The organism is Naasia sp. SYSU D00057 (assembly GCF_017916505.1).
Taxonomy (GTDB): domain Bacteria; phylum Actinomycetota; class Actinomycetes; order Actinomycetales; family Microbacteriaceae; genus Naasia.
In genome coordinates, this window is the sequence record NZ_JAFMSZ010000003.1 from 238,558 (window position 1) to 263,072 (window position 24,515).

Below are 24,515 nucleotides of genomic sequence, written 5' to 3' on the forward strand. Positions count from 1 at the left end.
TCAGGATGTCCATCGAACGACGGTGTTCGCTGAACGAAGGTGCCGAATCGTTTCGGCACCGCGAGCGTACCACCGCGGCTGCCGCCGCGCCGCTGATCCGTCCTAGGTTGGACCCGTGACCCCCACCCTGCGCGATGTCGCGCAGCTCGCCGGCGTCGCCTTCTCGACGGCGTCGGACGCTCTGGCGGGCAAGGGCAGGGTCGCGCCCGAGACGCGGGAGCGCGTGCTCTCCGCGGCCAAGCAGCTCGGCTACCGGCCGAACCTCAGCGCGCGCAATCTCCGGCTGGCCCGCACCGGCGCGATCGGCCTCTACCTGCCGCGCCGGTCGAGCACCCGCAGCTACTACGTGGACCTGACGTTCGGCGTCGTGGACGCCGCCCAGCGGGCGGGCGCCGCGGTCACGCTCCTCACTGAGGACCAGATCCTCGAGGGCAGCTCGCCACTCGTCGACGGCACCGTCGTCGTCGATCCGGCGGAGGGCGACCCCGTGCTCGAAGCGCTGCTCGACTCCTCGGCCCCGGTCGTCTGCGTCGATCCCGGCGAGTCCGTGCTGGCCAGGTCGGCGGGCGGAGCGGGCACCGACAACGTGGCGGCCCTCGCCGCGCTCACCGCCACGGTTCTGCAAGGCGGTGCGCGTCGTCCGGTCCTCCTCGCCCCGCCGCTCGACTCGGGCTGGTCGGCCGGATCGCGACGCGGCTACGAGTTCACCTGCGCGGAGTCGGGCGTTCCGGCGCGCGTCGCGGAGATCCCGTTCACCCCCGATGTGGCGGACATCGCCGCGGTCTCCCGGGAGCTGCTCGACGACCGCGACGCCGTCGACGCGGTCATCGCGCTGCCGGAGGGTGCGGTGATCGGCGTCCTCACGGCGGCGCTGGCCGCGGGCCGCCGCGTCGGCGACGACCTGATGCTCGCCTCGGGTGTCGACAACCTCGACACCCGGACGGCGACGCCCGCGATCACCGCCCTCGACCTGCACGCCCGTGAGATCGGCATCGACTGCGCCGAGCTGCTGCTCGCGCGGGTCCGGGATCCGGGGGACGGCGAGCCCGAGCTGCGGATCGTGCCGTTCGAGCTGCGCGTCCGCGAGTCGACCGGCGGTCCCCGCTAGATCCGCTCCAGCACCTCCGCGAACGCGGCCGCGTACTGGGGCGTCGCCGGGTATCCCGAGTGGGTCGCCACCTTCTCGTACGGCCCGGGCTCGAGCTCCGCCGCTCCCCGGTCGACGGGGTTCCCCTCGCTCGCGAAGCTGTGCACGGGAAAGCCGAGGAAGTCGGTGCGCCGCCAGAGGCTCACCCAGGCGGGACGGCCGCGAGTGGTGAGGATCTCGCTGAGGGTCGGCGCCGTGCCGGGTCCGTGGAAGGTCTCTCGCTCGCCCTTCCGGTCGATGCGGATCTGCCTCAGCCATGGGTCGGCCCCGAGCAGGGCCGGCCGCCGCGAGGACCGGGTGCCGAGCACCCGCGGGCCGAACAGCTCGGGGAAGAAGCGGCCGAAGTAGGCGCGGGGCTGGGTGCCGTACGTCAGCAGCCCGACCCCTCGCAGCGGCTGCTCCTCGACGGCGTAGCGGGCGAACAGCGTCGCGATCGCGAGGACCCCGCCGAGACTGTGCGCCGAGACCACCACCCGACGGCGCAGCAGCGAGGGCGCGGCGAGCCAGGAGCGGATGCGGTCGTCCAGCTCGGGGACGGCACGCTCCGCGTAGGACGGCGGGCCGAAGGGGTGCCCGGCCCGCGGCAGGAAGCAGATGAGGTCCCACAGCAGCGCGACGGGCCGCTCCTTGTGCGTCAGCGCATTCGCCGCGACGGCGGCGACCGCCGCGGCCGCGGTGGCGCCGAGGACGGTGACCGCGACGGCGGCGCTGGTCCGCAGCACGAGCTCCGACACGGCGGGCGGGTCGTACCCCGCGACTGCCGCGGGCCCCACCTGCATGTCCGTGACGAGGGTGGCGGCGAGGCCCACCCCCAGCGCGCCGGCGACCACGCCGAGGACCGGCTCCCCGCGGTGCAGCAGAGCGGCGAAGCGGCGGGACCGCAGGACGCGCACTTCCAGGCGGTCCTCGGACTCGTCCCGCTCCGGCCTGCCGTGGGCGTAGGACCGGAGCGGGGCGACCTCGCGCCCGCCGCCGCGCAGCGGGGCGGAGGTGAGCCTCGTCAGCCGGGTCATGCTGGAGAGCACGACGACCCCGACCACGGCCGCGACGACGAGCACGACCCCGAGCAGCACGACGCCGAACTCGGCGTAGACGTCTCCGCTCGCCGCGGCGGGCGCGCCGAGTGCGGCGCGGACCCCGACGACGAGGAGGCTTGCGAGCACCATCGCCGCACCGAGCGACAGGAGCAGCACGACGCCGGGGCCCGTTCCCGCCCAGCCGGTGCGGGCGTGGTCGGACCGGTCGCGCAGGCCGGCGATCCAGACCACCGCGAGATGCGCGAGCACGGCGGCGGCGGCGAGCAGTTGCCAGAGGGCGTCGAGTCCCTCGCCGGGCAGCACGTAGGGCACAACCAGGAACGCCAGCGCGGGGATCAGCAGGAGCGCGGTGAGGAGACCCGGGACGCCGCGGCGCCAGCCCAGGGCGGCCAGGGCGATCGCGAGCAGGACGGCGAGCAGGATCTGCGGGGCCGCGACCAGCCCGAGGAACGGCGCGGTGCTCGGCGCCTCGCCGGTCGGCACCGCGCTCGCCGCCAGCGCCGCCGTGAACAGCGCGGCGCCGCCGACGAGCAGCCAGCCCGCCGTGGCCCGCCGGCGCCGGACCGTGCGGGCGGCCCCCGGGGTCTCCGACGCGAGGGTGAGCACGAGCACCACGGCGACGAGCCCGGCGACCGAGAGGGCGAAGACGATTGCGCTCGCCGGCGACGAGGCGAGGATCCGGTCGGGCAGGTGGCAGCCGCCCGCGAGGAAGCTGCCGGGCCGGGTGCACTGCGGCAGGGGGGAGTAGACCCGGTCCCAGGCGAGGAGCAGGGCGAGCAGCATCAGCACGGCCGCGAAGTGCAGGCGCTCCGTCGTGGGTCCCACCCGTGCCTTCGACCAGAACCCCGGGGTCGCGAGGGTGGGCACCGTCTCGATGCGCTCGGCCGCGAGGGACGCGGCCATCCGGCTCACGCTCGCCTCGTAGCGCACGCGTCCCCGGCGGGCGACGACGTAGAGGAGCAGCATCGCGGCCAGCGGGAGCATGGCGAGCAGCGCCAGCCTGGCCCCGCGATGCAGGCCCGCGAGGGGGTCGATCAGGGCGGCGACCGGTGCGCAGGCGCCCCGTTCGGCGACGCAGCGTACCCCGAGCAGGTCGAGGGCGACCGAGGACAGCGCGACGACGTAGAGCAGGGTCAGGCCCAGGCCGAAGATGCGCAGCAGGCTGGCGCCGCGGCCCGGAACCCAGCCAGCGGGTTCCGGCTGCGGCTCCAGCCTGCGCGTCCAGTAGGCCACGTTGGCGAGACCGAAAGGCAGCACGAACAGCCAGCCGAGGTGGACGGCCAGCTGGCCGAGCAGCGGCAGGGCTCCGCCGCCCGTCCGGGCGAGCAGCCCCCAGGAGTACGCCTCGCGGTGCACGATCCGGGGCGTGTCCACAGTCTCTTCCCGGGTCGCCCAGAATCCGCCCAGCTCGTCGCCCGCCACCTGTTGGACCGCGTCGGACTTCACCCCCAGCATCTCGGCGGGGAGGGTGTTCTTGACGCCGTGGACGCGCAGCTCGAGGACGGGCCGCAGCAGGGGTCTCGGCACGCGCGCTCCCGACGTCGGTTCGGGCGGACGCTAGTGTCCGCGGCGGGAGAGAAGAGAGGGGCGAAGGTCCCGCCGTGTACCCCGGGATCGATCCCAGAGTCGGTCATTGTACGGACAGCCGTGTCACCCGAAGTGGGCGTCGACCGCCCCTTCCGCTCGAAGTTATGGTCAGCACGAGCGTCCGGGGGGCGGGCGTTCACGCTGGGGGGCGAGAATGACGGGAACGCTGACGCTGTCGCGCGGCGCCGCCCGCACCGAGCGCCTGGACCGCCGGCAGGACGAGCGGCACCTGATCCTCGTCCGCCTGGTCGCGACCGTCACGCTGCTGCTCGGCACCCTGTACATCGCGTGGCGGTGGCTGTTCTCGCTCAACCCCGACGCGCTCTGGATCGCCGTGCCGCTCGTGCTCGCCGAGACCTACAGCCTCATCGACGTCACCTTCTTCGCCATCACGGTGTGGCGCGTGCGCCGACGTCCGCGCCCTCCGGCGCCGCCCCGCGACTGGACCGTCGACGTCTTCATCGCCACGTACAACGAGCCCATCGACCTCGTGCTGCGCACGGCGGAGGCGGCCAAGCGCATCCACTACCCGCATCGCACCTGGGTGCTCGACGACGGGAACCGACCGGAGCTGCGTGAAGCGATCGAGCGCGAGGGCATCGGCTACCTCACGCGCGGCGCCGCGTGGGACGGGCATCAGCGCCACGCGAAGGCCGGCAACCTCAACAACGCCATCCTCGCCACCGAGGGCGAGTTCATCCTCGTGCTCGACGCCGACCAGGTGCCGGACGCGCGGATCCTCGACCACACGCTCGGCTACTTCCTCGATGACTCGGTCGCGTTCGTGCAGACGCCGCAGACGTTCGGCAACGTCGGATCGCGCGACCCGCTCGGCAGCGACGCGCCCCTCTTCTACGGCCCGATCCAGCAGGGCAAGGACGCCTGGAACGCCGCGTTCTTCTGCGGATCCAACGCCGTGCTCCGCCGCGAGGCGCTCATGCAGCTCGCCATCGCGCGGTACGTGAAGGACGTCGAGCGGTCGGTGGCGCACGCCCTCCGTCGCGCGTCCCGCGTGCTCGAGCAGGCGCGAAGGACCGACGACGGCAAGGACCCTGTACTGAGCGCCGCGCTCTCCGCCCTCGACGACGCGATCGGCGAGACCCGACGCTCGCTGCAGGACGGGGAGCCGATCGCGCTCGCCACCTTCGAGCTGCAGCGCCGGGTCGAGGGCATCTCGCGCGACCTCGTCGCCATCCAGCTGCACGCGGCGGCCCTCGATCTCGCCGACCTCGCCGGGGAGACCGGAATCGCCGCCGACCTCGACTTCACGGCCGCGGTCGACCAGCTGTCCTCCGGGGAATCCTCGCCGCTCGCCGCGTTCACGGCCGTGCAGGCGCTCATCCGCTCGCTCGACGTCGACCTCGGCAGCGAGGCGCAGCCGCTCATGCCGCTCGCCACCATCTCGGTCACCGAGGACATGGCCACCGCGATGCGCCTGCACTCGGCGGGCTGGCGCAGCGTCTACCACCACGAGAACCTCGCCGTCGGTCTCGCGCCCGAGGATCTCGGGACGATGCTGCGGCAGCGGCTGCGCTGGGCGCAGGGGACGGTGCAGGTGATGCTGCGGGAGAACCCGCACCTGCAGCGGAGCATGACCTTCGCCCAGCGGCTGATGTACGCGGCCACGGGGTGGAGCTACCTCTCGGGCTTCGCGACGGTCGTCTACTTCGCGGCACCGATCGCCTACCTCTGCTTCGGCGTGCTGCCCGCCACCGCCGACCCGATCCAGTTCCTCGTGCACTTCCTGCCGTTCCTCGCGGCGAGCCGGCTGCTCTTCCTCGTGGGCAGCCGCGGCATCCCGACTCGGCGCGGCCGGCAGTACAGCGTCGCCCTCTTCCCCGTGTGGATCCGCGCCACCGTCACCGCGGCCGCCAACGTGTTCTTCGCCCGGCCGCTCGACTTCGTCGTGACGCCCAAGACGCGCCAGCGCACCGGCAACGCCCTGCGCCTCGTCTGGCCGCAGGCCGTCATGGCGGTACTGCTGGCCGTCTCCGTCCCGATCGGTGTCGCTCGGGTCACGCTCGGCGTGGCGGAGCCGATCCCGGTGCTCGTCAATGTCGTCTGGGTGGCAGTGGATCTCGCCGCACTCGGTGTCCTCGTCAGCGCGCTGCGCTACCGGGGCTATGGAAAGGAAGCAGAGTGATGGAATCCGACATCACGCATCGCGGGGATGGCGTCGCCGTCCTCGCCCTGCGGGGCAAGCTCAACATGGTGACCGCCCCCGTGGTCCGCGAGACGATCACGGCCCTCGTCGGCGACGGCCACAGCCGCGTGGTCGTCGATCTCGCGGAGGTGCCGTTCCTCGACTCGTCGGGCCTCGGCGCCCTCATCGCCGGCCTGAAGAGCGCCCGCCAGGCGGGCGGCGACCTCCGCATCGCCGCGCCGTCGGAGCAGACCCGCCTCGTGCTGCGCCTCACCAACATGGAGCGCGTGCTCACCCCCTACGACACCGCTGAGGAGGCGTTCGCCCGTGCCTGACACCGTCTCGCACAGCCTCGCGCTGTCCACGCCGCCCGACGACGTCAACGCGGTCCACGAGCTCCTCGAGCGGGTCTGGGACTCGAGTGCCGGCGTCCCGGACCTCGACCGCTTCTCGTTCGAGACCGCGCTCATCGAGCTCGCCTCCAACGTCATCCGCCATGCCGATGGGGGCGGGGGCGTGTCCTGCCGCCTCGCGGTCACCGTGCACGGCGACCGGCTCGAGGCGACGCTCATGGACACGGGGGAGCCGGGCGACATCCGGCTCTCGGATGCCGAGCTCCCCGACGACCTCGCGGAGTCGGGGCGCGGCATCCCGCTCATCCGCGCCCTCGTCGACGTCGTCGAATACGACCGCGAGGCCGACGCGAACCGCTGGTTCATCTCCCGATCGCTGGCACGGTGAGCAAGCCGCGGGAGCCGGGGACATCGCTCACCCTGGCCGAACAGCAGGCGATCGACGAGATGGCCCGCATGCGTGCCGTCGAGGAGCTGGGCGTGCTCGACTCGCCCCCGAGCGAGCGCTTCGACCGCATCACTCGGATGGCGCGGCGCCTGCTCGGCTTCGAGCACGTGTCCATCGCATTCGTCGGCCAGGACATGCACCGGACGAAGTCGCGCGTCGGCGCGGTTCCGAGCGAGTACGCGCGCTTCGGCTCGTTCTGCAACGTGGCGATCGAGGAATCCGGACTGCTGGTCGTCCCCGACGCGACGCAGGACCCCCGGTTCCGGGACAGCCCGCGCGTCGCCGGTGGACCGCGACTCCGGTTCTACGCCGGCCACGCGCTCGAGGGCCCGGGCGGCGAGCGGGTCGGCACGATCTGCGTCGCGGACACCGAGCCGCGGGAGTTCAGCGAGGAGCAGGTGGCGATCCTCAAGGACCTCGCGCTCTGGGTGGAGGAGGAGCTCGCGCACTCGCGGGAGATGAGCGACAGCGCCCAGGTGCAGAGCGGTCTGCTGCCGCATGCGCTCGTGACCCTCGAGGGGTACGACGCCGCGGGGCTCCTGCGCCCCGTCCGGGCCGTGAGCGGCGACTTCTACGACTGGTACCCGGTGCGCGGGGGAGCGGCGTTCACCCTCGCCGACGCGATGGGCAAGGGCGTCCCCGCTGCGCTGATGGCGGCCACCGTGCGCGCGACGATGCGCGCAGGCTCCCGCTACGACGGCGTGGCCGCCGCCGTCGAATCCGCGGCCGAGGCCCTCGACGCCGACCTCGAGAGCGCCCGCACCTTCGTCACGATGTTCCACGCCCACCTCGAGGAGGAGACCGGCATCCTCCGCTACATCGACGCGGGGCACGGACTCACGCTCCTCGTGCGGGCCGACGGGACGACCGAGCGGCTCGCCTCGCTCAGCGGCCTGCCGCTCGGTGTGGGCTGGGACTCGGAGTGGGAGCAGGGTGAGATCGAGATGCGGCACGGCGACCTGCTCATCTCCGTCAGCGACGGCGTCCTGGACGGACTCGGCGGTGCGCTCGACGCTCTCGACCTCGTGGCCGAGGCCGTTCGGGGGGCGCCGGACGCGAAGTCCGCGATCGCGGCGGTCGCCTCCCTCGTTGGCCGCTTCCCGCCCGACGACATGACGATCCTCGCCGTCCGCCGCACCCCCGGCTTCCGCTCCTGACGGCCGTCCCGCCGAAAACCGGTTGACCGGTTATAGGATCGCGGGAACGACTCGAGGAGGAGCTCCAGTGACGGAACGACTGACCGGCAAGACGGCCCTGGTGACCGGTGCGGCGACGGGGATCGGCCAGTCCGTGGCCGACCGCTTCGCGCGCGAGGGCGCTCGCGTCGTCTATGCGGATCGCAACGGCGAGGCGGCGGTGGGTGCCGCAGCGGCGGCCGACGGGAGCCGCGGCCGAGCTGTGACTATGGACATCTCCGACGAGGCCTCGGTCGAGGCGGCGTTCGCCGAGCTCTCCGCGGACGGCTGGTCACCCGATGTGGTGGTCGCGAACGCGGGCGTCCAGCTGTTCGGCAAGGACGCGAAGGCCGCCGACCTCGACCTCGAGAACTGGCGCCGCACGATCGACGTGAACCTCACCGGCACGTTCCTCACCGTGAAGCATGCCGTGCGCGCGATGCTCGCCTCCGGGGGCGGATCGATCATCCTCACCGGCAGCCCGACCGGCATCAACGGCGAGGGCGCCGACTTCACCGCCTACAGCGCCTCGAAGGCGGGCATCCACGGCCTCGGGCGCACCGTCGCCGCCGCCTACGCGAAGCAGAACATTCGCGTGAACACGGTCGTGCCCGCCTACACGGAGACGACCCTCGTCACCACGATCACCTCCGACCCGGAGTCGCGGGCCGCGATCATCGGCCGCATCCCCATGGGCCGCGCCGGATCTCCCGCCGACGTCGAGGGCATCATGGTGTTCCTCGCGAGTGACGACGCGGCCTTCGCCACCGGCGGCCTGTTCGCCGTCGATGGCGGCATGACCACGCTCTGAGATGACGACTCTCGAGGAGCACGCCGCGGCCGACCGCGCCTGGGGCGACACCGAGCCGATCCCGCAGGAGTGGCGCTCCGGCCCCTGGAGCCTCGAGGTGCGCGGCGACGAGCTCGCCGACCTGCGGTTCGACGGCGCCCTCGTGCTGCGGATGGTCCGTGCCGTCGCGCGGGACCGCAACTGGAGCACCGTCCCGCCCGAGGTCCTGTCGGCGACCGCCACGGACGAGGAGCTCGTGCTCGAGCTCCGGCTCCACGGCTACGGCGCCGACCTGCGCGGCGCGCTCCGGGTGACGGCAGTAGGCGGCGGGCTGCGGATCGCCTTCGATGCGCGATCCGGCACCGACTTCCTCCGCAACCGCGTCGGACTCGTGGTGCTGCACCCGCCGAGTGTGGCCGGCCGGCCGATGACCGTCGTCACGCCGGACGGCGACCGGACAGAGGGCGCGTTCCCGACCTCGATCAGCCCGCACCAGCCGGCCTTCGACATCGCGGGGCTCCAGTGGACCGACGGCGGCGTCTGGAGCACGCTCGACTTCGAGGGCGATGTGTTCGAGATGGAGGACCAGCGCAACTGGACCGACGCCTCGTTCAAGACCTACAGCACCCCGCTCGCGCTCCCGTTCCCCGTCCTGCTCGCCGAGGGCGAGGAGGTGCACCAGGCCATCACGCTGACCGCGCGCCGGTCCGAAGCGCGGGAACCCGGCGGCGATCCGGACGCCGTGACCCTCGAGGAGACGGGCCGGAGCATGCCGACGATCGGGGTCGGCGCCTCCACGGCCCCGGATCCAGCGCCGGAGCTGCCGCGACCGGACGCGGACTCGCTCCTCGTCGAGCTCGTCCTCGCAACTCCTACCTGGCGCGCGGCGCTCGACCGCGCCGTCGCCGATTCCCGGGGCGTCCCCCTCGACGTGCGCGTCGTGGCGCAGGCCGGCGACGACCTCGGCGAGCTGGTCGGGGCGCTCGAGGGCATCGAGCCGGCGCGCATCGGGATCTACGACCGCGCCACCCACGTGAGCGAGCCGGCCCTCGTCGAGGCGCTCCGCTCGGCACTCGGCTCCCGTCGCGTGCCCGTCGTCGGCGGCGCGAGATCGCATTTCACCGAGCTGAACCGCAACCACGAGCGGCTCGACGACGGGCTCGAGGAGATCACGTACAGCGTGACCCCGCAGATGCACGCGACCGAGCGCAGCCAGCTCGTCGAGTCGATCGCGATGCAGCGGCTCGTCGCCCTCGACGCCGTGCGGATCGCGGCGGGCCGTCCCGTGCAGGTGGGCCCCATCACGCTCAAGGCCCGGTTCAACGCCGTCGCCACGACCGCGCCGCCCGCCGGCGGGAACGACCTCTCGGAGGGCTACGGCGCCGAGCTGTTCGACGCGACCGACCCGCGCCAGCGCTCGTCGGCGCTCGCCGCGTGGACGATCGCGAGTGCCGCGGCGTCGAGCGTGCCGGGCGTCGCGGGCATCACCTACTTCGAGCAGTGGGGGCCCCGCGGCATCGTCGACGCGGACGGCGCGCCCTACCCGGTCGCCCAGGCGATCGCGTGGCTGCACGAACTGACAGGGCACCCGATGCTCGCCGCCGCCGACCCGGGCCGCGGCGGGGTGTGGGCTCTCGGAGCGCACACGGACGAGGGAACGGTGGTCCTGGTCGCGAACCTCACCGCCCGCCTGCGCCGGGTAACGCTGACGCTGCCGGACGGGGGAGAGCATGTGCAGGAGCTCGGCCCGTTGGAGGCGAGCCGCCTCGTCGTGCGCTGACCGCCTCGCCGGGGCGGACCGTCGGCCGCTACGCGTGGGGTGCGGAGAGGCGGGCGGACGCCGTCGTCATGTGCGTCGCCATCGCGGAGGCGGCCGCGTCCGGGTCGCGGGCGAGGAGGGCGCGGTAGACGGCGTCGTGCTCCTCCAGCGCGGCGCGGGCGTCGTCCTCGTTCTCAAGGGCCCGGTCGACCCAGATGCGCAGCAGGGAGCGGACCACCTGCAGCTGGTCGAGGAGCACCGAGTTGCCCGCGCTGCTCGCGAGCTCGTGGTGGAAGGCCAGGTCCGCCTTCACGAACGTCGCCAAGTCGTCCACGGAGGCCCGCATCCGCTCGACCTGCTGGCCGAGGGTCACGAGCTGCTTCTCGGTGAGCCGCTCGGCGGCCAGCCGGGCGACGTAGATCTCGAGACCGGAGCGGAGCTCGAGCAGCTCGGCGGTGCTGCGCTCCCCGATGAGCACTCCCCAGCGGAGGGTCTGCGGGAGCAGTTCGCTGACGCTGCCGCGGAGGTACGTGCCCGAGCCCGGCCGCACATCGACGACCCCGAGGATCTCCAGGGCCGCGAGAGCCTCGCGGACGGCGGACCGGCCCACCTCCAGACTGGCGGCGAGCTGGCGCTCCGGGGGCAGCCGGGTGCCGGGGGCGATGGAGCCGCTCGTGAACAGATCCAGCAGCCGGGTGGCGACGACCGACACGGCGGACCCGGAGGGCAGGGCGCCGAGCGCCGCGGTGATCTCCGCGGAGTGGTCGTCTCGATACGCCGGCATGCCGTCAACATAGCGGGTCGAGGGCGCGGAATGGCTGGAAGAGACGCCCCAAACCGGTCAACCGGTTTGACAAAAACCGACGGCGGCTTGAATACTGAACCCGATCGAGCGCGCCGCTCGGGCCTTCCCCATCGATGACGATCTCCAAGGAGTCAACGTGGACGCCACTGCCCACACCACCGCGAGCGTCGAGCGCTCCGCGATCCGGAAGGTGGCCGTCCGCCTCGTTCCGTTCGTGGCGCTGATGTTCTTCATCAACTACCTCGACCGCACCGCCATCGGCTTCGCCGCTCCCAACGGCATGAACGACGACCTGGCCCTCAGCGCGGCTCAGTTCGGGTTCGCGTCCGGCGTCTTCTTCATCGGCTACATCCTCCTCGAGGTGCCGAGCAACCTCGCCCTGCACCGGTTCGGCGCCCGCAAGTGGCTGGCCCGGATCATGGTCAGCTGGGGCATCGTCGCCGCCCTCTTCACGTGGGTCGGCAACTTCGAGCAGCTCGCGATCCTCCGCTTCATCCTCGGTGTCGCCGAGGCCGGCTTCTTCCCCGGCGCGATCCTCTTCCTCAGCCTCTGGGTCCCGGCCCGGCACCGCAGCAAGATCCTCTCCCTCTTCTACATCGCCCAGCCGCTCACGACGGTCATCGGCGCCCCGCTCGCGGGCCTGCTGATCCAACAGGACGGCGTGTTCTTCGGCCTCGCCGGCTGGCGCTTCATGTTCCTCGGCGTCGCCATCCCTGCGATCGTGGTCGGCATCATCGCCTGGTTCTACCTGAAGGACCGTCCCGCCGACGCCAAGTGGCTGACGGCGGAGGAGAAGACCTGGCTCACCGGCGCGCTCGAGAAGGAGCGGGTGACCGCGGAGGAGGCTCACAAGCACGTCTCCATCCGCCACGCCTTCGGCAGCGGCCGAGTCTGGATGCTCTGCTTCATCTACTTCGGCTTCATCTACGGCCTCTACGCGCTCGCGTTCTTCCTGCCGACCATCATCGAGGGCTTCCAGGCCCAGGCCGGCGTCGAGTTCGACGTGCTGCAGAAGGGCCTCATCACGGCGATCCCGTACCTGCCCGCCGCGATCGCCCTCTACTTCTGGTCTCAGGACGCGCACCGTCGCGGCCTCAAGACCTGGCACATCGTGATCCCAGCGATCGCCGGCGGCGTCAGCATCCCGCTCGCGCTCTTCGCCGGTTCGCCCGTCCTCACGATCGCCGTCATCACGATCACCGCCATGGCGATCTTCTCGGCGCTGCCCAACTTCTGGACGCTGCCCACGCAGTTCCTGACGGGTGTCGCGGCGGCGGCGGGAGTCGCGCTCATCAACACGATCGGCAACCTCGCGGGCTTCTCCGCGCCCTACATCACCGGTGCGGTGTTCGACTGGACCGGCGGCTACGAGATCCCGATGTTCATCGTCGGCTTCTTCATGCTGCTCTCGGCCGTCCTGATGCTGATCCTCTCCCGTCAGCGGCACAACGCCGGCACCGATACTCCGAATGCGGCGCCGCTGATCTTCGACGAGGCCGCGGGGCGCGATCGATGACCCGGCTGTACAACGAGCCTGCGGCGTTCGCGGACGAGATGATCGAGGGCTTCGTCGCGGCGAACGCCCGCTACGTCCGGGCGGTGCCCGGCGGGGTGGCCCGCTCGACGGTGTCGCCGGAGGGGCAGGTCGCCCTCGTCATCGGCGGCGGCTCGGGGCACTATCCGGCCTTCGGCGGGCTGGTCGGTCAGGGTCTGGCGCACGGCGCCGCGATGGGCAACCTGTTCGCCTCGCCGGCGACGCAGCAGGTGGAGTCGGTGGCTCGCGCCGCGGAGAACGGCGGGGGTGTGCTGCTCTCCTACGGCAACTACGCCGGGGACGTGCTCAACTTCGACGCCGCGCAGGACCGCCTGCGCGCCGCGGGCATCCCCTGTGAGACGGTCACGGTGACCGATGACGTCTCGAGCGCGCCGCTTGCGGAGAAGCACAAGCGGCGCGGCATCGCCGGTGACCTGACGGTGTTCAAGTCGGCTGCGGCCGCGGCCGAGGCGGGCTACGAGCTCGCCGAGGTGGTGCGTGTCGCCGCCCTCGCCAACGAGCGCACCCGGTCGTTCGGTGTGGCCTTCACCGGGTGCACGCTGCCGGGCGCGCCCGAGCCGCTGTTCACCGTGGCGGAGAGGAGGATGGCGGTGGGGATGGGCATCCACGGCGAGCCGGGCATCGGCGAGACCGACATCCCGACCGCGGACGAGCTCGCCGGGATGCTCGTCGCCCGGCTGCTCGAGGAGCTCCCCGAGGGCGTCGAGAGCGCAAGGGGCGCCCGCGTGGTGCCGATCCTCAACGGGCTGGGCTCGGTGAAGTACGAGGAGATGTTCGTCGTCTACCGGCGCATCGCCCGGCTGCTCGAGGAGGCCGGGGTCGAGATCGTCGACCCGCACGTGGGCGAGTTCTGCACGAGCTTCGACATGGCCGGCACCTCGCTGACCCTGTTCTGGCTCGACGAGGAGCTCGAGCGGCTCTGGAACGCGCCCGTCGACGCCCCGGCGTACCGCAAGGGCTCCGTGGTCGCCGCCGAACGCGTCGCCACGACGGAGGTCGACGCCATGACCGACGGCGCCGTGCCGGAGGCGAGCCCGGAGTCGCGGCAGGCCGCGAGCCGCGTGCTCACCGCGATCGAAGCGCTTACGGACGCGATCGACGAGAACGTCGACGAGCTCGGCCGCATGGACGCGATCGCCGGCGACGGCGACCACGGGATCGGCATGCAGCGCGGCGCCCACGCCGCCCGCACCGCTGCGCAGGAGGCGGTCACCGCGGGTGCGGGTGCCGGCAACGTCCTGCTCCGCGCGGGCGACGCCTGGTCGCACCGCGCCGGCGGAACCTCCGGCGCCCTGTGGGGAGTCGCGCTCCGCGCCCTCGGCGTGCACCTCGGCGACTCCGACGTCCCGTCCGCCGCATCCGTCGCCGCCGGTGTCGCCGCCGGCGCGGAGGGCATCACCTCGTACGGCAAGGCGCAGGTCGGGGACAAGACGATGGTGGACGCCATCGTCCCGTTCACCGAGACCCTGTCCCGGGAGACCGAGGCGGGGGCGTCGCTCGCGGCCGCCTGGACCTCGGCGGCGGACGCGGCGACCGCGGCAGCCGCGGCGACCGCAGACCTGCTGCCACGGATGGGCCGCGCCCGTCCCCACGCCGAGAAGAGCCTCGGCACGCCCGACCCGGGCGCGCACTCGTTCGCACTGATCGTCCGGACGGTGGCCACCGTGCTCGCCGACCGGCAGGAAGGAAGCAACTGACATGGCGGAGCCCCTGCGCCTGGTCATCGGAAGCGATGACGCCGGGTTCGACTACAAGGAGATCCTGAAGAAGGACCTCGAGAACAGCGACGGCGTCGCCTCGGTCGTGGATGTGGGCGTCGACTCGGACGGCCACACCGCGTATCCGAAGGTGGCCGTGGCGGCCGCCGAGCTGGTCGCCAGGGGCGAGGCCGATCGGGCCCTGCTGATCTGCGGCACCGGCCTGGGGGTGGCGATCGCGGCGAACAAGGTGCCCGGCATCCGTGCCGTGACCGCGCACGACAGCTTCTCGGTGGAGCGGGGCGTGCTCTCCAACGACGCCCAGGTGCTCACCATGGGCCAGCGGGTGGTCGGCATCGAGCTGGCCCGCCGTCTGGTGCGGGAGTGGCTGACCTACCGCTTCGACCCGAGCTCGGCCTCCGCGGCCAAGGTCGCCGTCATCGAGCAGTACGAGACGACGGGCTCCTGCTGATGGGCGCGCGCGTGTCGGTCGGCGTGAGCCTGAAGATGTACTTCGGTCATCGCCAGGCCCGCGACTGGTTCGCGCGCGTCGCGGAGATCGCCCGGACCCACCCGGCGGTGACCGGCGGCGACGTCGAGCTGTTCGTCATCCCGACCTACCTCCAGGTGCTGCCGGCGCTCGACGCGTTCGCGGGCACCCCCGTGCTCGTCGGCGCTCAGGATGCGGCGGCGGAGGACGCCGGCGCGTTCACCGGCGAGGTGAGTCCGGCCGAGCTCGCGGAGGTGGGCGTCCAGGTGGTCGAGGTCGGTCACGCCGAGCGGCGCCGCCTCTTCTGCGAGACCGACGAGGTGGTGGCGGCGAAGACCGCCGCAGCCCTGCGCAACGGCCTCGTGCCCGTGCTCTGCATCGGCGAGACCGAGCGGGCGGAGGCGGACGTCGCCGCGGCCGAGGTGATGGCGCAGCTGCAGTCCGCGCTCGCGGATGCACCCGCCGGACGCGTGCTCGTCGCCTACGAGCCCGTTTGGGCGATCGGCGCCCCGGAGCCCGCGCCCGCGGAGCACATCCGTGCGGTCGCCGGCGCGCTGCGGGCCGCAGTGCCCACCCTGCCCGGCAGGGCGGGGAGCGGCGTCATCTACGGCGGCTCCGCCAAGCCCGGGCTGCTGGGCGCGCTTGACGACTCCGTGGACGGGCTCTTCCTCGGCCGCTTCGCGCACGACCCGAGCGCCCTCGCGGCGGTCCTCGATGAGGCCGCCGAGCTCGCCTCCCGCCAGACGGAGGCCGCCGGATGATCGGCCTCGGCAGCTACGCCTTCTTCTGGCAGCAGTCCGACCGGGTTGCGTCTCCGCTCAGCCTGATCGGCGTGCTCGAGCGCACCCGTGAGCTCGGCGCCGACCTGTTCCAGATCTGCGACTACGCGCCGCTGCTCACCATGTCGTCTTCCGAGCTGCGCGACGCCGCCGCGGCGGCCCGCGACCTCGGCATCGCCATCGAGCTCGGCACCAAGGGCGTCGCGGTCGACCACCTCGCCACGTTCCTCCGCCTCGCCGACGTGTTCGGCGCGACGCTCGTGCGGAGCATGGTGTTCGCGCCCGACTTCCGGCCCACCCTCGAGGACGCGGAGCGGTACCTCCGCACCGCGCTCCGCGACTACGAGGCGGCGGGCGTCACCCTGGCGCTCGAGACCTACGAGCAGCTGCCGTCCGCCGAGCTCGTCGCCCTCGTCGAGCGCGTCGGCAGCGACCGCCTCGGCATCTGCCTCGATCCCGCCAACACCGTGGCCGGCTTGGAGCTGCCGAAGGACGTGGTGGAGCGCTGCGCTCCGTACACGAAGAACGTGCACGCGAAGGACTTCGCGTTCGCCCGGCAGGACGGCTGGGTGGGCTTCACCTACAGCGGCACCCGCATGGGCGAGGGCCTGCACGACTACCCCCACCTGCTGCGCACCGTCGACCCCGACGGCCGCGGCATCAACCAGATCGTCGAGCACTGGCTGCCCTGGCAGGGTGACCCGGCGACCACCGTCTCCGTCGAAGCCGACTGGACCCGCACCGCACTGGAATACCTGAGGAGCAATTCATGAGCACCACGACCACCGACACCTATGTGATCGCCGTCATCGGCGCGGGCGGGAAGATGGGGATGCGCGTCTCCAACAACCTCGTCAAGACCGGTCACACCGTCTTCTACAGCGAGAACTCGCCCGCCGGCCAGGAGCGCGTCACCTCCGCGGGCCGCGAGCTGACCGACACCGCCACGGCGGTCAAGGGCGCGGACATCGTCGTCCTCGCGGTGCCGGACCTCGCCCTCGGCCCCGTCACCAAGGAGGTCGTCCCGCAGATGAAGCCGGGGTCGATCGTCCTCACACTCGACCCGGCCGCCGCCTACGCCGGCCTCCTCGCCACGCGCGACGACGTCATCCAGGCCGTGGCGCACCCCTGCCACCCGTCGATCTTCCTCCAGCGCACCACCCCCGAGGAGTACGCGGACACGTTCGGCGGCATCGCCGCCCCGCAGGACGCGATCGCCGCGATCGAGTCGGACGACCCGGAGAAGAAGGCGGTCGTCGAGGCGACCGTGCGCGCCATCTACGCGCCCGTGATCGACGTGCACTGGGTCACGATCAAGCAGCTCGCCCAGCTCGAGCCGACCCTCGTCGAGACGATCGCGTGCATGGTCGGCGCGCTCCTCAACGAGGCGCTCCAGGAGGCCGTGAACACGATGGGCGTCCCCGAGGCGGCGGCCCGCTCGATCCTGCTCGGCCACACCCAGGTCGCGCTCGCGAACGGCCTCCGCGGCGACAACCCGTTCAGCGACGCCTGCCTCATCGCGATGGACTACGGCAAGAAGTCGATCATCCGCGACGACTGGAAGAAGGTCTTCCAGGACGACGAGCTCGACAAGAACCTCGCCGCGATGCTCCACCTCGACAAGATCGAGCGCTAGGCCGCAGCGGTTCTGCGGGCGTCACCCTTCCCGGGTGGCGCCCGCTGCCGTTTCCGCGGGTCGTGCGGACACGTTGCGACGGTCTACGGGGTGCAGCTGTCCGCAGCACCCGCGGCAGAATGACGGGATGCCCTTCTCCGCCGCCGATGCCGACGCCCTGGTCGCGGCGGCGCTGCCGCTCGCCCACGGGCGGGCCGTGGTGTGGGACTTCGACGGCGTCCTCGCCGACACCGAGCCGCTGCACGCGGAGAGCTACCGCGCGATGCTCGACGACCGCGGCTTCGCGGTCGCGCCCGACTTCTTCGAGGAGCTCGTCGGCCACACGGAGGCGTGGATCTGGGACCGGCTCACCGAGTTGAACCCGGCGCTCGGCGAGAACACGAAGGCAGTCCTCGTGGAGGAGCGCCGCGTCCGGTTCCTCGAGGCGGCGCTCGCGGCCCTCTCGCCGAGCTGGATCGCGACCGCGCTCGTGCCGGCGTTCGACGGGCACGCCGCGAGCCAGACCGTCGTCTCGAACGGCGACCCCGACGTCATCGGCACCCTGCTGGAGGCGTGGGGGCTCGGCGAACGCCTCGAGGTCGCCCGCCGCGGGGAGGGGGAGGACAAGCGGAGCCTGCTGCTGGCGCGCTGCGCGTCGCCGGCGCTCGTCCTCGAGGACAGCGCCGACTTCCTGCGTCTCGCCCGCTCCTCCGGCGCCGCGACGGTCGGCGTCGTGCACGACTACAACCGCGGCCGAGGCATCGAGGCTGACCTGCTCTGCGAGCTCTGACGACAGGGAGGCGCCGCGATCAGCGGGGCGGAGGCACCACTCGCCGGGCGCTGGTCCTCGTCGCCTCCGCATGATCCGCCTTCGCCGCGGTGACCCGGACGGCGAGGAATCGTCCCGCGTCCTCGGCGGTGACCGTGTAGGTCGCACCGGTCGCGCCGGGGATCGGCACACCCGAGCGCAGCCACTCGATCGTGAGCTCGACCGGAGCGGGGCCCCAGGTGCCGGGATCCGCCGTGAGGGTGGCGCCGACCGCCGGAGTGCCGGAGACGGCCGGTGCGGACGTCCTGGTGAGCCGCTTCAGCACGATCACCGGCTCGCTCGTCCGGCTCGATGACGGGTAGCCCGTCTTCGCGCCGGTGACCCTCACCGAGAGGGCGCGGCCGGCGTCCATCGGGGCGAGCCGGTACGAGGCCTTCGTCGCCCGGGGGATCGGGACGCCCGAGCGCAGCCACTGATAGGTGAGCGAGACGGGCGCGGGACCCCAGGTGCCCGCCTCGGCGGTGAGCACCGACCCGGCGGCGGGCGTCCCGGTGATGACGGGGGCCTGGCCGGGATCGAGGACGGCGGGCTGCGGCACGAGACCCGCGGGGTCGGCGTAGAGCAGCCGGTTCGGCGTTCCGGCGCCGGGCGACGTCACGACGCCGACCGTCGAGGCGGCAAGGAGATCAGTCCCGACCCGGTCGGGCGTCGCCGACGGCGCGGCCGACAGGTAGCGGGCGGCGGCACCTGCGACGTGCGGTGCCGCCATCGACGTGCCGGCGAGCCCGGCCGTGGCGGTCGCGCTCGTGTGCCAGGCGGAGACGATCGCCCGCGTCGACCCGCCGCCCGGCGCGAAGAGGTCGACGCACACGCCGAGGTTGGAGTACGGGGCGCGGGAGTCGCTCGAGGTCGTCGCTGCGACCGTGAGCGCGGACGGCAGCCGCGCGGGGGAGGTGCTGCAGGCGTCGGTGGCCTCGTTGCCGGCGGCGGCGACCACCGTGATCCCGTCGGCGACCGCGGCCGCGGTGGCGCGGTCCACCGCGTCGCTGGCCGCGCCGCCGAGGCTCAGGTTGAGCACCGCCGGCCGGCCCGCCTGGTGGTGCGACAGGATCCAGTCGATGCCGTCCAGGTACTCGAAGCCGGTCGCCGAGCTGCCGCCGCAGTCGAGCACGCGCACGGGCACGATCGTCGCCGCGGGGGCGACTCCCGTCGTCCGTCCCGCGATGGTTCCCGCGACGTGCGTTCCGTGGCCGTTGCAGTCCGCGGTGCCGAGGCCGTCGGCGATCGCGGTGTAGCCCGCGGCGACCCGTCCGCCGAACTGCTCGTGGTCGGCGCGCACGCCGGTGTCCATGACGTACACGTCCACGCCGGCGCCCGCCGCGGCGGACGGGTAGGTGTACGAGGAGGAGAGCGGCAGGGCGCGCTGGTCGATGCGGTCGAGGCCGTAGCTCGGCGGCGCGACGGTGTCGAAGGCACGGAGCACCGGATTCGGCTCCACCCGGATGCCGGCCCGGTCGTCGAGCAGCTCGGCCTGAGTCGCCGGCAGAGTGACGGCGAGGACATCCAGCTGCCCGAAGACGTCCTCGACCTCTCCGCCCGCCTTCTCGACCTCGCGCGAGAGCGCGGCGGGGTCTCCGTCGACGAGCACGAGGTACTCGCCCTCGGCTGCGGCCGCCGGGCCGACGGGCCCGAGGATCGCCGAGGCGATGGCGACCGCGAGCGCCGACGGCAGCACGATGCCGCGGCGCGCTCGTCCGGCGCCGGGCACGCCGGATCGGCATTCGTTCCTCATGATGCGATCCCCCGCTGCTCACGCTACGCGGAGCGACGCAGAGCGGGCATCGCCCGTTCGGGGGCCCCGGCCCGTGCGTGTCGCGGAAGGATTGGGCCGATGTCCGCCCCAGCCCTGGCCGCCAATACCGGCTGGATGCTAGGTTTTCAGCAGGCCGCTCACCGGAGACGCGGTCGCGGAGGAACCATGACGGACACCACCCCCCTCGTCTCGCGCGTGTGGCTGGAGGGACGGGGCGGACCCCGCTTCCTCGCGACCGGCACTCCCGCCCTCTCGTGGCAGGTCGAGACAACGACCGCCGGCTGGCGTCAGGCCGGCGCCCGCGTCGAGCTCCGTCGGGGGAGCGAGACCGAGTCGGTCGAGCTGCACGCCCCCGACTCGCAGTCCGTGACCTGGCCCTTCTCGGCGCTGGCCGCCTACGACGACGCCGAGGTCCGCGTCGCGGTCCGCGGTGACGGCGGGAAGTGGAGCGCGCCGAGCGCCTGGGTGTCCGCCCGCACCGCCGCGCTGGGTCCCGGCGACTGGACGGCCGCCTTCATCGCCTCCCCGGAGCCGATCGACGAGAGCCGGCGCCCCATCCGGTTCCGCACTGTGTTCGAGGCCCGCGGCCCCGTCCGCTCGGCCGTGCTGTCCGCCACCGCGCACGGCGTCTACGAGACGGTCCTGAACGGCGCGCCCACAACCGACGAGGTCCTCGCTCCCGGCTGGACCGCCTACGACCAGCGGCTGCTCTTCCAGTCCTCCGACGTGACCGCCCTCGTCCGCCCGGGCCGCAACGTGCTCGGTGCCACCGTCGCCGAGGGCTGGTACCGCGAGCGCTTCGGCTTCGACGGCAAGTTCGCCGTCGCCTACCCGGGCCCCGTCGCCCTCTCCGCGCAGCTGCGGCTCGAGTACGAGGACGGCTCCGTCGACGTTGTCGCCACCGATGCGACCTGGGAGACGAGCGCGACCGGCCCCACCGTGTCCGCGAGCATCTACCAGGGCGAGACCTACGACGCCCGCGCAGAGGACGACGCCTTCGAGAACCCGGACGCCGCGCTCCCCGGTGCGGGGCCGGCTGTGGTGATCGACGCCGACTCCACGCGTCTCGCGCCGTCGCCCGTGCCGCCGGTCCGCCGCATCGAGCGGGTCGCCGTCGCTGACGTGCTCACGTCCGCCTCCGGGAAGCCGATCCTCGACTTCGGCCAGAACCTCGTCGGCTGGCTCGAGCTGGACCTCGACCTGCCGGCCGGCACCGAGCTCGTGCTGCGGCACGCCGAGGTGCTCGAGCACGGCGAGCTCGGCCTGCGCCCCCTCCGCTTCGCGGCCGCGACCGATTCCTTCACCGCCGCCGGCGACGCCCGCACCTGGAGCCCGCGCTTCACGTTCCACGGCTTCCGCTACGCGCAGGTCGAGGGCCTCCCCGAGGGCTTCGACCCGGCCCGGATCACCGCGGTCGTCGTCCACACCGACCTCGAGCGCACCGGCTGGCTCACGACGAGCGATCCGATGCTCGACCAGCTGCACGCGAACGTCGTGTGGGGCATGCGGGGCAACTTCCTCAGCATCCCGACCGACTGCCCGCAGCGCGACGAGCGCCTCGGCTGGACGGGCGACATCCAGGTGTTCACCCCGACGGCGTCGTACCTCTACGACGTCTCCGGCTTCCTGCGCTCCTGGCTGCGCGACCTCGCGCTGCAGCAGACGGACACCGGCGTGCCGATGGTGATCCCCTCCCCGCTGCCCGACCCGCCGGCGGCGGCCGCCGCCTGGGGCGACGCGGCCACCCTCGTGCCCGACGCGCTCTTCGCCCGCTACGGCGACCCGCGGGTGCTGGAGGACCAGTACCCGAGCATGCGCCAGTGGGTGGAGACCCTCCGCGGCCTCGCCGGCGACGACCACCTGTGGACCGGCACCTTCCAGTTCGGCGACTGGCTCGACCCGGCCGCCCCGCCGCACAACCCGGCCGCGGCGAAGACCGACGCCGACATCGTGGCGACCGCCCACTACTTCCGCTCGACGCAGCGCCTGGCCGAGGCGGCCCGCATCCTCGGCCGCGACGAGGACGCCCGCGAGTACGCGGCGCTCGCCGAGCTGATCCGCGACGCCTGGGTGCGCGAGTACGTGACGGGCGCCGGGCGCGTCCTCTCCGACGCGCACACCGCCTATGCCCTGGCGATCGCGTTCGACCTCCTCGAGGGCGAGCGGCGGCAGGCGGCGGGCGACCGGCTCGCCGAACTCGTCCGCGCCTACGGGTACCGGGTCCGCACCGGCTTCGTCGGCACTCCCCTCATCTGCGACGCGCTCACCACGACGGGGCACGTGCACACGGCGTACCGGCTGCTGCTCGAGCGCGGCAACCCGTCCTGGCTCTACCCGATCACGATGGGCGCCACGACGATCTGGGAGCGCTGGGACAGCATGCTCCCGGACGGCACCATCAATCCGGGCGAGATGACGTCGTTCAACCACTACGCACTCGGGGCGGTGGCCGACTGGATGCAGCGCACCATCGGCGGCATCGCGCCGGCCGAGCCCGGCTACCGGGTCATCTCCGTGCACCCCCGCCCCGGCGGTGCCCTCACCTCGGCCTCCGCCTCGCTCGAGACCGGCTACGGTCGGGTGAGCACCGACTGGCGGATCGAGGACGGCCGGTTCTCCCTGAAGCTCACCGTCCCGGTGGGCGCCGAGGCGCTCGTCGTGCTGCCCGGCCGGCACGAGGAGCTCCGGGTCGGCAGCGGCGCGCACGAGTGGACCGTGCCGCTGACGATCGCCGAGCGCCGGCCGCGCGCCTTCAGCATGGACTCCGCGCTCGCCGACTTCGCCGACGACCCGGAGGCGAAGGCATCGCTCGAGGAGTTCTTCGGCGAGATCGGCTACTTCATCTCGTTCGGGTGGAACGACTCCGGCGCCTGGCGCTCGGACGCCCGCCTGGGCTCGAGCCTCATCATGTTCCCACGTGAGCAGCGCCCTCGGCTCGAGGCCCTGCTCGGCGAGCTCAACGCCGCCTGACGCCGGAAGCGCACGATGATCTCGAAGAGCACTGCCGCGACGCGCCCGCGCACCATCGTCACCGCCGATCCGGAGCTCGACGATCTCAACTCTATGATCCGCCTGCTGCTGCACAGCAACGAGCTGCGCATCGAGGGACTGGTCTACGCGAGCAGCCGGTTCCACTGGAAGGGCGATGGGAAGGGCACGACGTTCTTCCAGCCGGACCGCGAGTACGCCGAGCCGCAGACGTCCTGGCGCTGGGCGCCCGGCGAGCGGTTCATCGACGATGCGGTGGACGCCTACGCCGAGGTGCACGGGAACCTCCTCGTCCACGACTCCGGCTACCCGACCCCGGACGCGCTCCGTGCCGTCATCCGCGAGGGCAACGTGGCGTTCGAGGGCGACATGTCCGAGGAGACCCCGGGCTCCCGCCTCATCGCGGACGTGCTGCTCGACGACGAGCCCGGTCCCGTCCACCTCCAGAACTGGGCGGGCACGAGCACCGTCGCCCGCGCGCTGCGCTCCATCGAGGAGCGGTACGCCGGCACCGCCGAGGAGCAGTCCGTCCGGGAGGCCGTGAGCCGCAAGGCGGTGATCCTCAAGTTCGCCTCGCAGGACGGCACCTACGACGACTACATCCGGCCGAACTGGCCGGATATCCGCGTCCTCGATGTCATGACGATGGCGTGGGGCTACATCGCCCGCAAGGTGGCCCTGCCCGAGGGCGCCGCGATGCTCACCGCCGACTGGATGCGCGACAACGTCACCGCGCTCGGCCCGCTCGGGGCGCTCTACCGCGTCTGGGGCGATGGGCGGCAGATGGTGCCGGGCGACCCGACCGACTACTTCCACACGAGCGGCCTCTCCCGGCAGGAGCTCACAGAGCAGGGCTACTGGGTGTGGATCGACCCCCAGCCGCAGGGCGAGTGGATCTCGGAGGGCGACACCACCAACCTGCTGAACCTGCTCGGCAACGGCCTGCGCGGCCACGAGCACCCGTCCTACGGCGGGTGGGGTGGCCGGGCGGTGCGCACACCGAACGAGGGGCCGGACACCTGGAGCGTGCTCGCGGCGCGGGACGCGGCCCCGGACGGCGGCACTCCGGATGAGTACTCGGTCGTGCGCTGGTTCGCGGACGCCCAGCGGGAGTTCGCGACCCGGCTCCGCTGGTCCGTCACCCCCGAGTTCGCGGGCGCCAACCACCACCCGGTCGTCAGCGTGTCGCCGGGCCTCGACCTTCGCGCGGCGCCCGGATCCCGTGTCGCCGCGCACGCGGACGTCGAGGACCCCGACGGGGACGGCGTAGCGCTGCGGTGGTGGCAGTACCGGGAGGCCGGAACCTATCCCGGCACGGTCGCCCTCCAGGGGGCGGACGCCGCCGAGGTGACCCTCCTCGTGCCCGAGGACGCCGAGCCCGGACAGACGATCCACCTGATCCTCGAGGCGCGCGACGACGCCCCGCTGCCGCTCGCGACGTACCGCCGCGTGATCGTCACGGTCGCGTAGCTCCGCTCGCTCCGCGTCCGCTCGGCGCGCCAGAAACGTCCTCGCCCCCGGGGGGGGGTGGCCCCCGCGGCGGGCGGGTGTGTGGCGGGGGGGGG

The 24,515-nt window shown here is 72.9% G+C and carries 19 protein-coding genes; 16 read left to right on the plus strand and 3 right to left on the minus strand.

Annotated elements, in window-relative coordinates:
• Window positions 1–115: 115 nt before the first annotated feature.
• Window positions 116–1,108, plus strand: a complete 993-nt coding sequence (locus J3P36_RS11665) for a LacI family DNA-binding transcriptional regulator (RefSeq protein ID WP_210508271.1) — start codon at window positions 116–118, stop codon at window positions 1,106–1,108.
• Here the strand turns inward: J3P36_RS11665 and J3P36_RS11670 are convergent.
• Complete coding sequence (locus J3P36_RS11670; protein WP_210508273.1) at window positions 1,105–3,711, minus strand: hypothetical protein; 2,607 nt, start codon at window positions 3,709–3,711, stop codon at window positions 1,105–1,107. The two genes, J3P36_RS11665 and J3P36_RS11670, sit on opposite strands and share 4 nt — an antisense overlap.
• Window positions 3,712–3,925: 214 nt before the next feature.
• Between J3P36_RS11670 and J3P36_RS11675 the strand changes: the two genes are divergently transcribed.
• From J3P36_RS11675 to J3P36_RS11700, 6 genes are all read left to right on the plus strand, one after another.
• Window positions 3,926–5,914, plus strand: coding sequence for a glycosyltransferase family 2 protein (locus J3P36_RS11675; RefSeq protein ID WP_210508275.1), 1,989 nt, complete (start codon window positions 3,926–3,928; stop codon window positions 5,912–5,914).
• A complete protein-coding gene (locus J3P36_RS11680; RefSeq protein WP_210508277.1) occupies window positions 5,914–6,249 on the plus strand; it encodes an STAS domain-containing protein in 336 nt (111 codons plus the stop codon). Before J3P36_RS11675 ends, J3P36_RS11680 begins: the two co-directional genes overlap by 1 nt.
• Entirely contained in the window at window positions 6,242–6,655 is a 414-nt protein-coding gene (locus J3P36_RS11685; RefSeq protein ID WP_210508279.1) for an ATP-binding protein, read from the plus strand. Before J3P36_RS11680 ends, J3P36_RS11685 begins: the two co-directional genes overlap by 8 nt.
• Window positions 6,652–7,872, plus strand: coding sequence for a PP2C family protein-serine/threonine phosphatase (locus J3P36_RS11690; RefSeq protein ID WP_210508281.1), 1,221 nt, complete (start codon window positions 6,652–6,654; stop codon window positions 7,870–7,872). Before J3P36_RS11685 ends, J3P36_RS11690 begins: the two co-directional genes overlap by 4 nt.
• Before the next feature lie 67 nt (window positions 7,873–7,939).
• Window positions 7,940–8,701: an SDR family NAD(P)-dependent oxidoreductase gene (locus J3P36_RS11695; RefSeq protein WP_210508283.1), complete on the plus strand. Its 762-nt coding sequence runs from the start codon at window positions 7,940–7,942 to the stop codon at window positions 8,699–8,701.
• 1 nt (window position 8,702) lies between these two features.
• Window positions 8,703–10,460 (plus strand): hypothetical protein, encoded by a 1,758-nt coding sequence (locus J3P36_RS11700; RefSeq protein WP_210508291.1) that lies wholly within the window; start codon window positions 8,703–8,705, stop codon window positions 10,458–10,460.
• 28 nt (window positions 10,461–10,488) lie between these two features.
• Here J3P36_RS11700 and J3P36_RS11705 read toward each other — a convergent pair whose 3' ends face one another.
• Window positions 10,489–11,223, minus strand: a complete 735-nt coding sequence (locus J3P36_RS11705) for a FadR/GntR family transcriptional regulator (RefSeq protein ID WP_210508293.1) — start codon at window positions 11,221–11,223, stop codon at window positions 10,489–10,491.
• A gap of 244 nt (window positions 11,224–11,467) precedes the next feature.
• On the opposite strand from J3P36_RS11705, the gene J3P36_RS11710 reads away from it, so the two are divergent.
• From J3P36_RS11710 to J3P36_RS11740, 7 genes are all read left to right on the plus strand, one after another.
• On the plus strand, window positions 11,468–12,760 hold the full coding sequence (locus tag J3P36_RS11710; protein WP_246854696.1) for an MFS transporter: 1,293 nt from the start codon (window positions 11,468–11,470) through the stop codon (window positions 12,758–12,760).
• Window positions 12,757–14,496, plus strand: a complete 1,740-nt coding sequence (locus J3P36_RS11715) for a dihydroxyacetone kinase family protein (RefSeq protein WP_210508297.1) — start codon at window positions 12,757–12,759, stop codon at window positions 14,494–14,496. The genes J3P36_RS11710 and J3P36_RS11715 overlap by 4 nt, the downstream gene beginning before the upstream one ends.
• A gap of 1 nt (window position 14,497) precedes the next feature.
• On the plus strand, window positions 14,498–14,968 hold the full coding sequence (locus tag J3P36_RS11720) for a ribose-5-phosphate isomerase (RefSeq protein ID WP_210508299.1): 471 nt from the start codon (window positions 14,498–14,500) through the stop codon (window positions 14,966–14,968).
• Window positions 14,968–15,747 carry a triose-phosphate isomerase family protein gene (locus J3P36_RS11725; protein WP_210508301.1) on the plus strand — a complete coding sequence of 260 codons (780 nt, stop codon included), beginning with the start codon at window positions 14,968–14,970 and terminating at the stop codon, window positions 15,745–15,747. The genes J3P36_RS11720 and J3P36_RS11725 overlap by 1 nt, the downstream gene beginning before the upstream one ends.
• A complete protein-coding gene (locus tag J3P36_RS11730) occupies window positions 15,744–16,538 on the plus strand; it encodes a sugar phosphate isomerase/epimerase (RefSeq protein WP_210508303.1) in 795 nt (264 codons plus the stop codon). The genes J3P36_RS11725 and J3P36_RS11730 overlap by 4 nt, the downstream gene beginning before the upstream one ends.
• Window positions 16,535–17,401: a phosphogluconate dehydrogenase C-terminal domain-containing protein gene (locus J3P36_RS11735; protein ID WP_210508304.1), complete on the plus strand. Its 867-nt coding sequence runs from the start codon at window positions 16,535–16,537 to the stop codon at window positions 17,399–17,401. Before J3P36_RS11730 ends, J3P36_RS11735 begins: the two co-directional genes overlap by 4 nt.
• Window positions 17,402–17,528: 127 nt before the next feature.
• Window positions 17,529–18,170 carry an HAD family phosphatase gene (locus J3P36_RS11740; RefSeq protein ID WP_210508305.1) on the plus strand — a complete coding sequence of 214 codons (642 nt, stop codon included), beginning with the start codon at window positions 17,529–17,531 and terminating at the stop codon, window positions 18,168–18,170.
• A gap of 19 nt (window positions 18,171–18,189) precedes the next feature.
• On the opposite strand, the gene J3P36_RS16615 is transcribed toward J3P36_RS11740, so the two are convergent.
• On the minus strand, window positions 18,190–19,941 hold the full coding sequence (locus J3P36_RS16615; protein ID WP_210508306.1) for a S8 family serine peptidase: 1,752 nt from the start codon (window positions 19,939–19,941) through the stop codon (window positions 18,190–18,192).
• Window positions 19,942–20,127: 186 nt separating this feature from the next.
• On the opposite strand from J3P36_RS16615, the gene J3P36_RS11750 reads away from it, so the two are divergent.
• Window positions 20,128–22,932: a family 78 glycoside hydrolase catalytic domain gene (locus J3P36_RS11750; protein ID WP_210508312.1), complete on the plus strand. Its 2,805-nt coding sequence runs from the start codon at window positions 20,128–20,130 to the stop codon at window positions 22,930–22,932.
• A 15-nt stretch (window positions 22,933–22,947) separates the two neighbouring features.
• Entirely contained in the window at window positions 22,948–24,420 is a 1,473-nt protein-coding gene (locus J3P36_RS11755) for a DUF1593 domain-containing protein (RefSeq protein ID WP_210508321.1), read from the plus strand.
• Window positions 24,421–24,515 lie beyond the last annotated feature (95 nt).

Coding starts and splice junctions, on each gene's coding strand:
- J3P36_RS11700 (WP_210508291.1), top strand. CDS start 8,703: ATGACGACTCTCGAGGAGCACGCCGCGGCCGACCGCGCCTGGGGCGAC.
- J3P36_RS11705 (WP_210508293.1), bottom strand. CDS start 11,223: ATGCCGGCGTATCGAGACGACCACTCCGCGGAGATCACCGCGGCGCTC.
- J3P36_RS11750 (WP_210508312.1), top strand. CDS start 20,128: ATGACGGACACCACCCCCCTCGTCTCGCGCGTGTGGCTGGAGGGACGG.
- J3P36_RS11730 (WP_210508303.1), top strand. CDS start 15,744: ATGATCGGCCTCGGCAGCTACGCCTTCTTCTGGCAGCAGTCCGACCGG.
- J3P36_RS11725 (WP_210508301.1), top strand. CDS start 14,968: ATGGGCGCGCGCGTGTCGGTCGGCGTGAGCCTGAAGATGTACTTCGGT.
- J3P36_RS11720 (WP_210508299.1), top strand. CDS start 14,498: ATGGCGGAGCCCCTGCGCCTGGTCATCGGAAGCGATGACGCCGGGTTC.
- J3P36_RS11740 (WP_210508305.1), top strand. CDS start 17,529: ATGCCCTTCTCCGCCGCCGATGCCGACGCCCTGGTCGCGGCGGCGCTG.
- J3P36_RS11675 (WP_210508275.1), top strand. CDS start 3,926: ATGACGGGAACGCTGACGCTGTCGCGCGGCGCCGCCCGCACCGAGCGC.
- J3P36_RS11755 (WP_210508321.1), top strand. CDS start 22,948: ATGATCTCGAAGAGCACTGCCGCGACGCGCCCGCGCACCATCGTCACC.
- J3P36_RS16615 (WP_210508306.1), bottom strand. CDS start 19,941: ATGAGGAACGAATGCCGATCCGGCGTGCCCGGCGCCGGACGAGCGCGC.
- J3P36_RS11680 (WP_210508277.1), top strand. CDS start 5,914: ATGGAATCCGACATCACGCATCGCGGGGATGGCGTCGCCGTCCTCGCC.
- J3P36_RS11710 (WP_246854696.1), top strand. CDS start 11,468: ATGTTCTTCATCAACTACCTCGACCGCACCGCCATCGGCTTCGCCGCT.
- J3P36_RS11735 (WP_210508304.1), top strand. CDS start 16,535: ATGAGCACCACGACCACCGACACCTATGTGATCGCCGTCATCGGCGCG.
- J3P36_RS11715 (WP_210508297.1), top strand. CDS start 12,757: ATGACCCGGCTGTACAACGAGCCTGCGGCGTTCGCGGACGAGATGATC.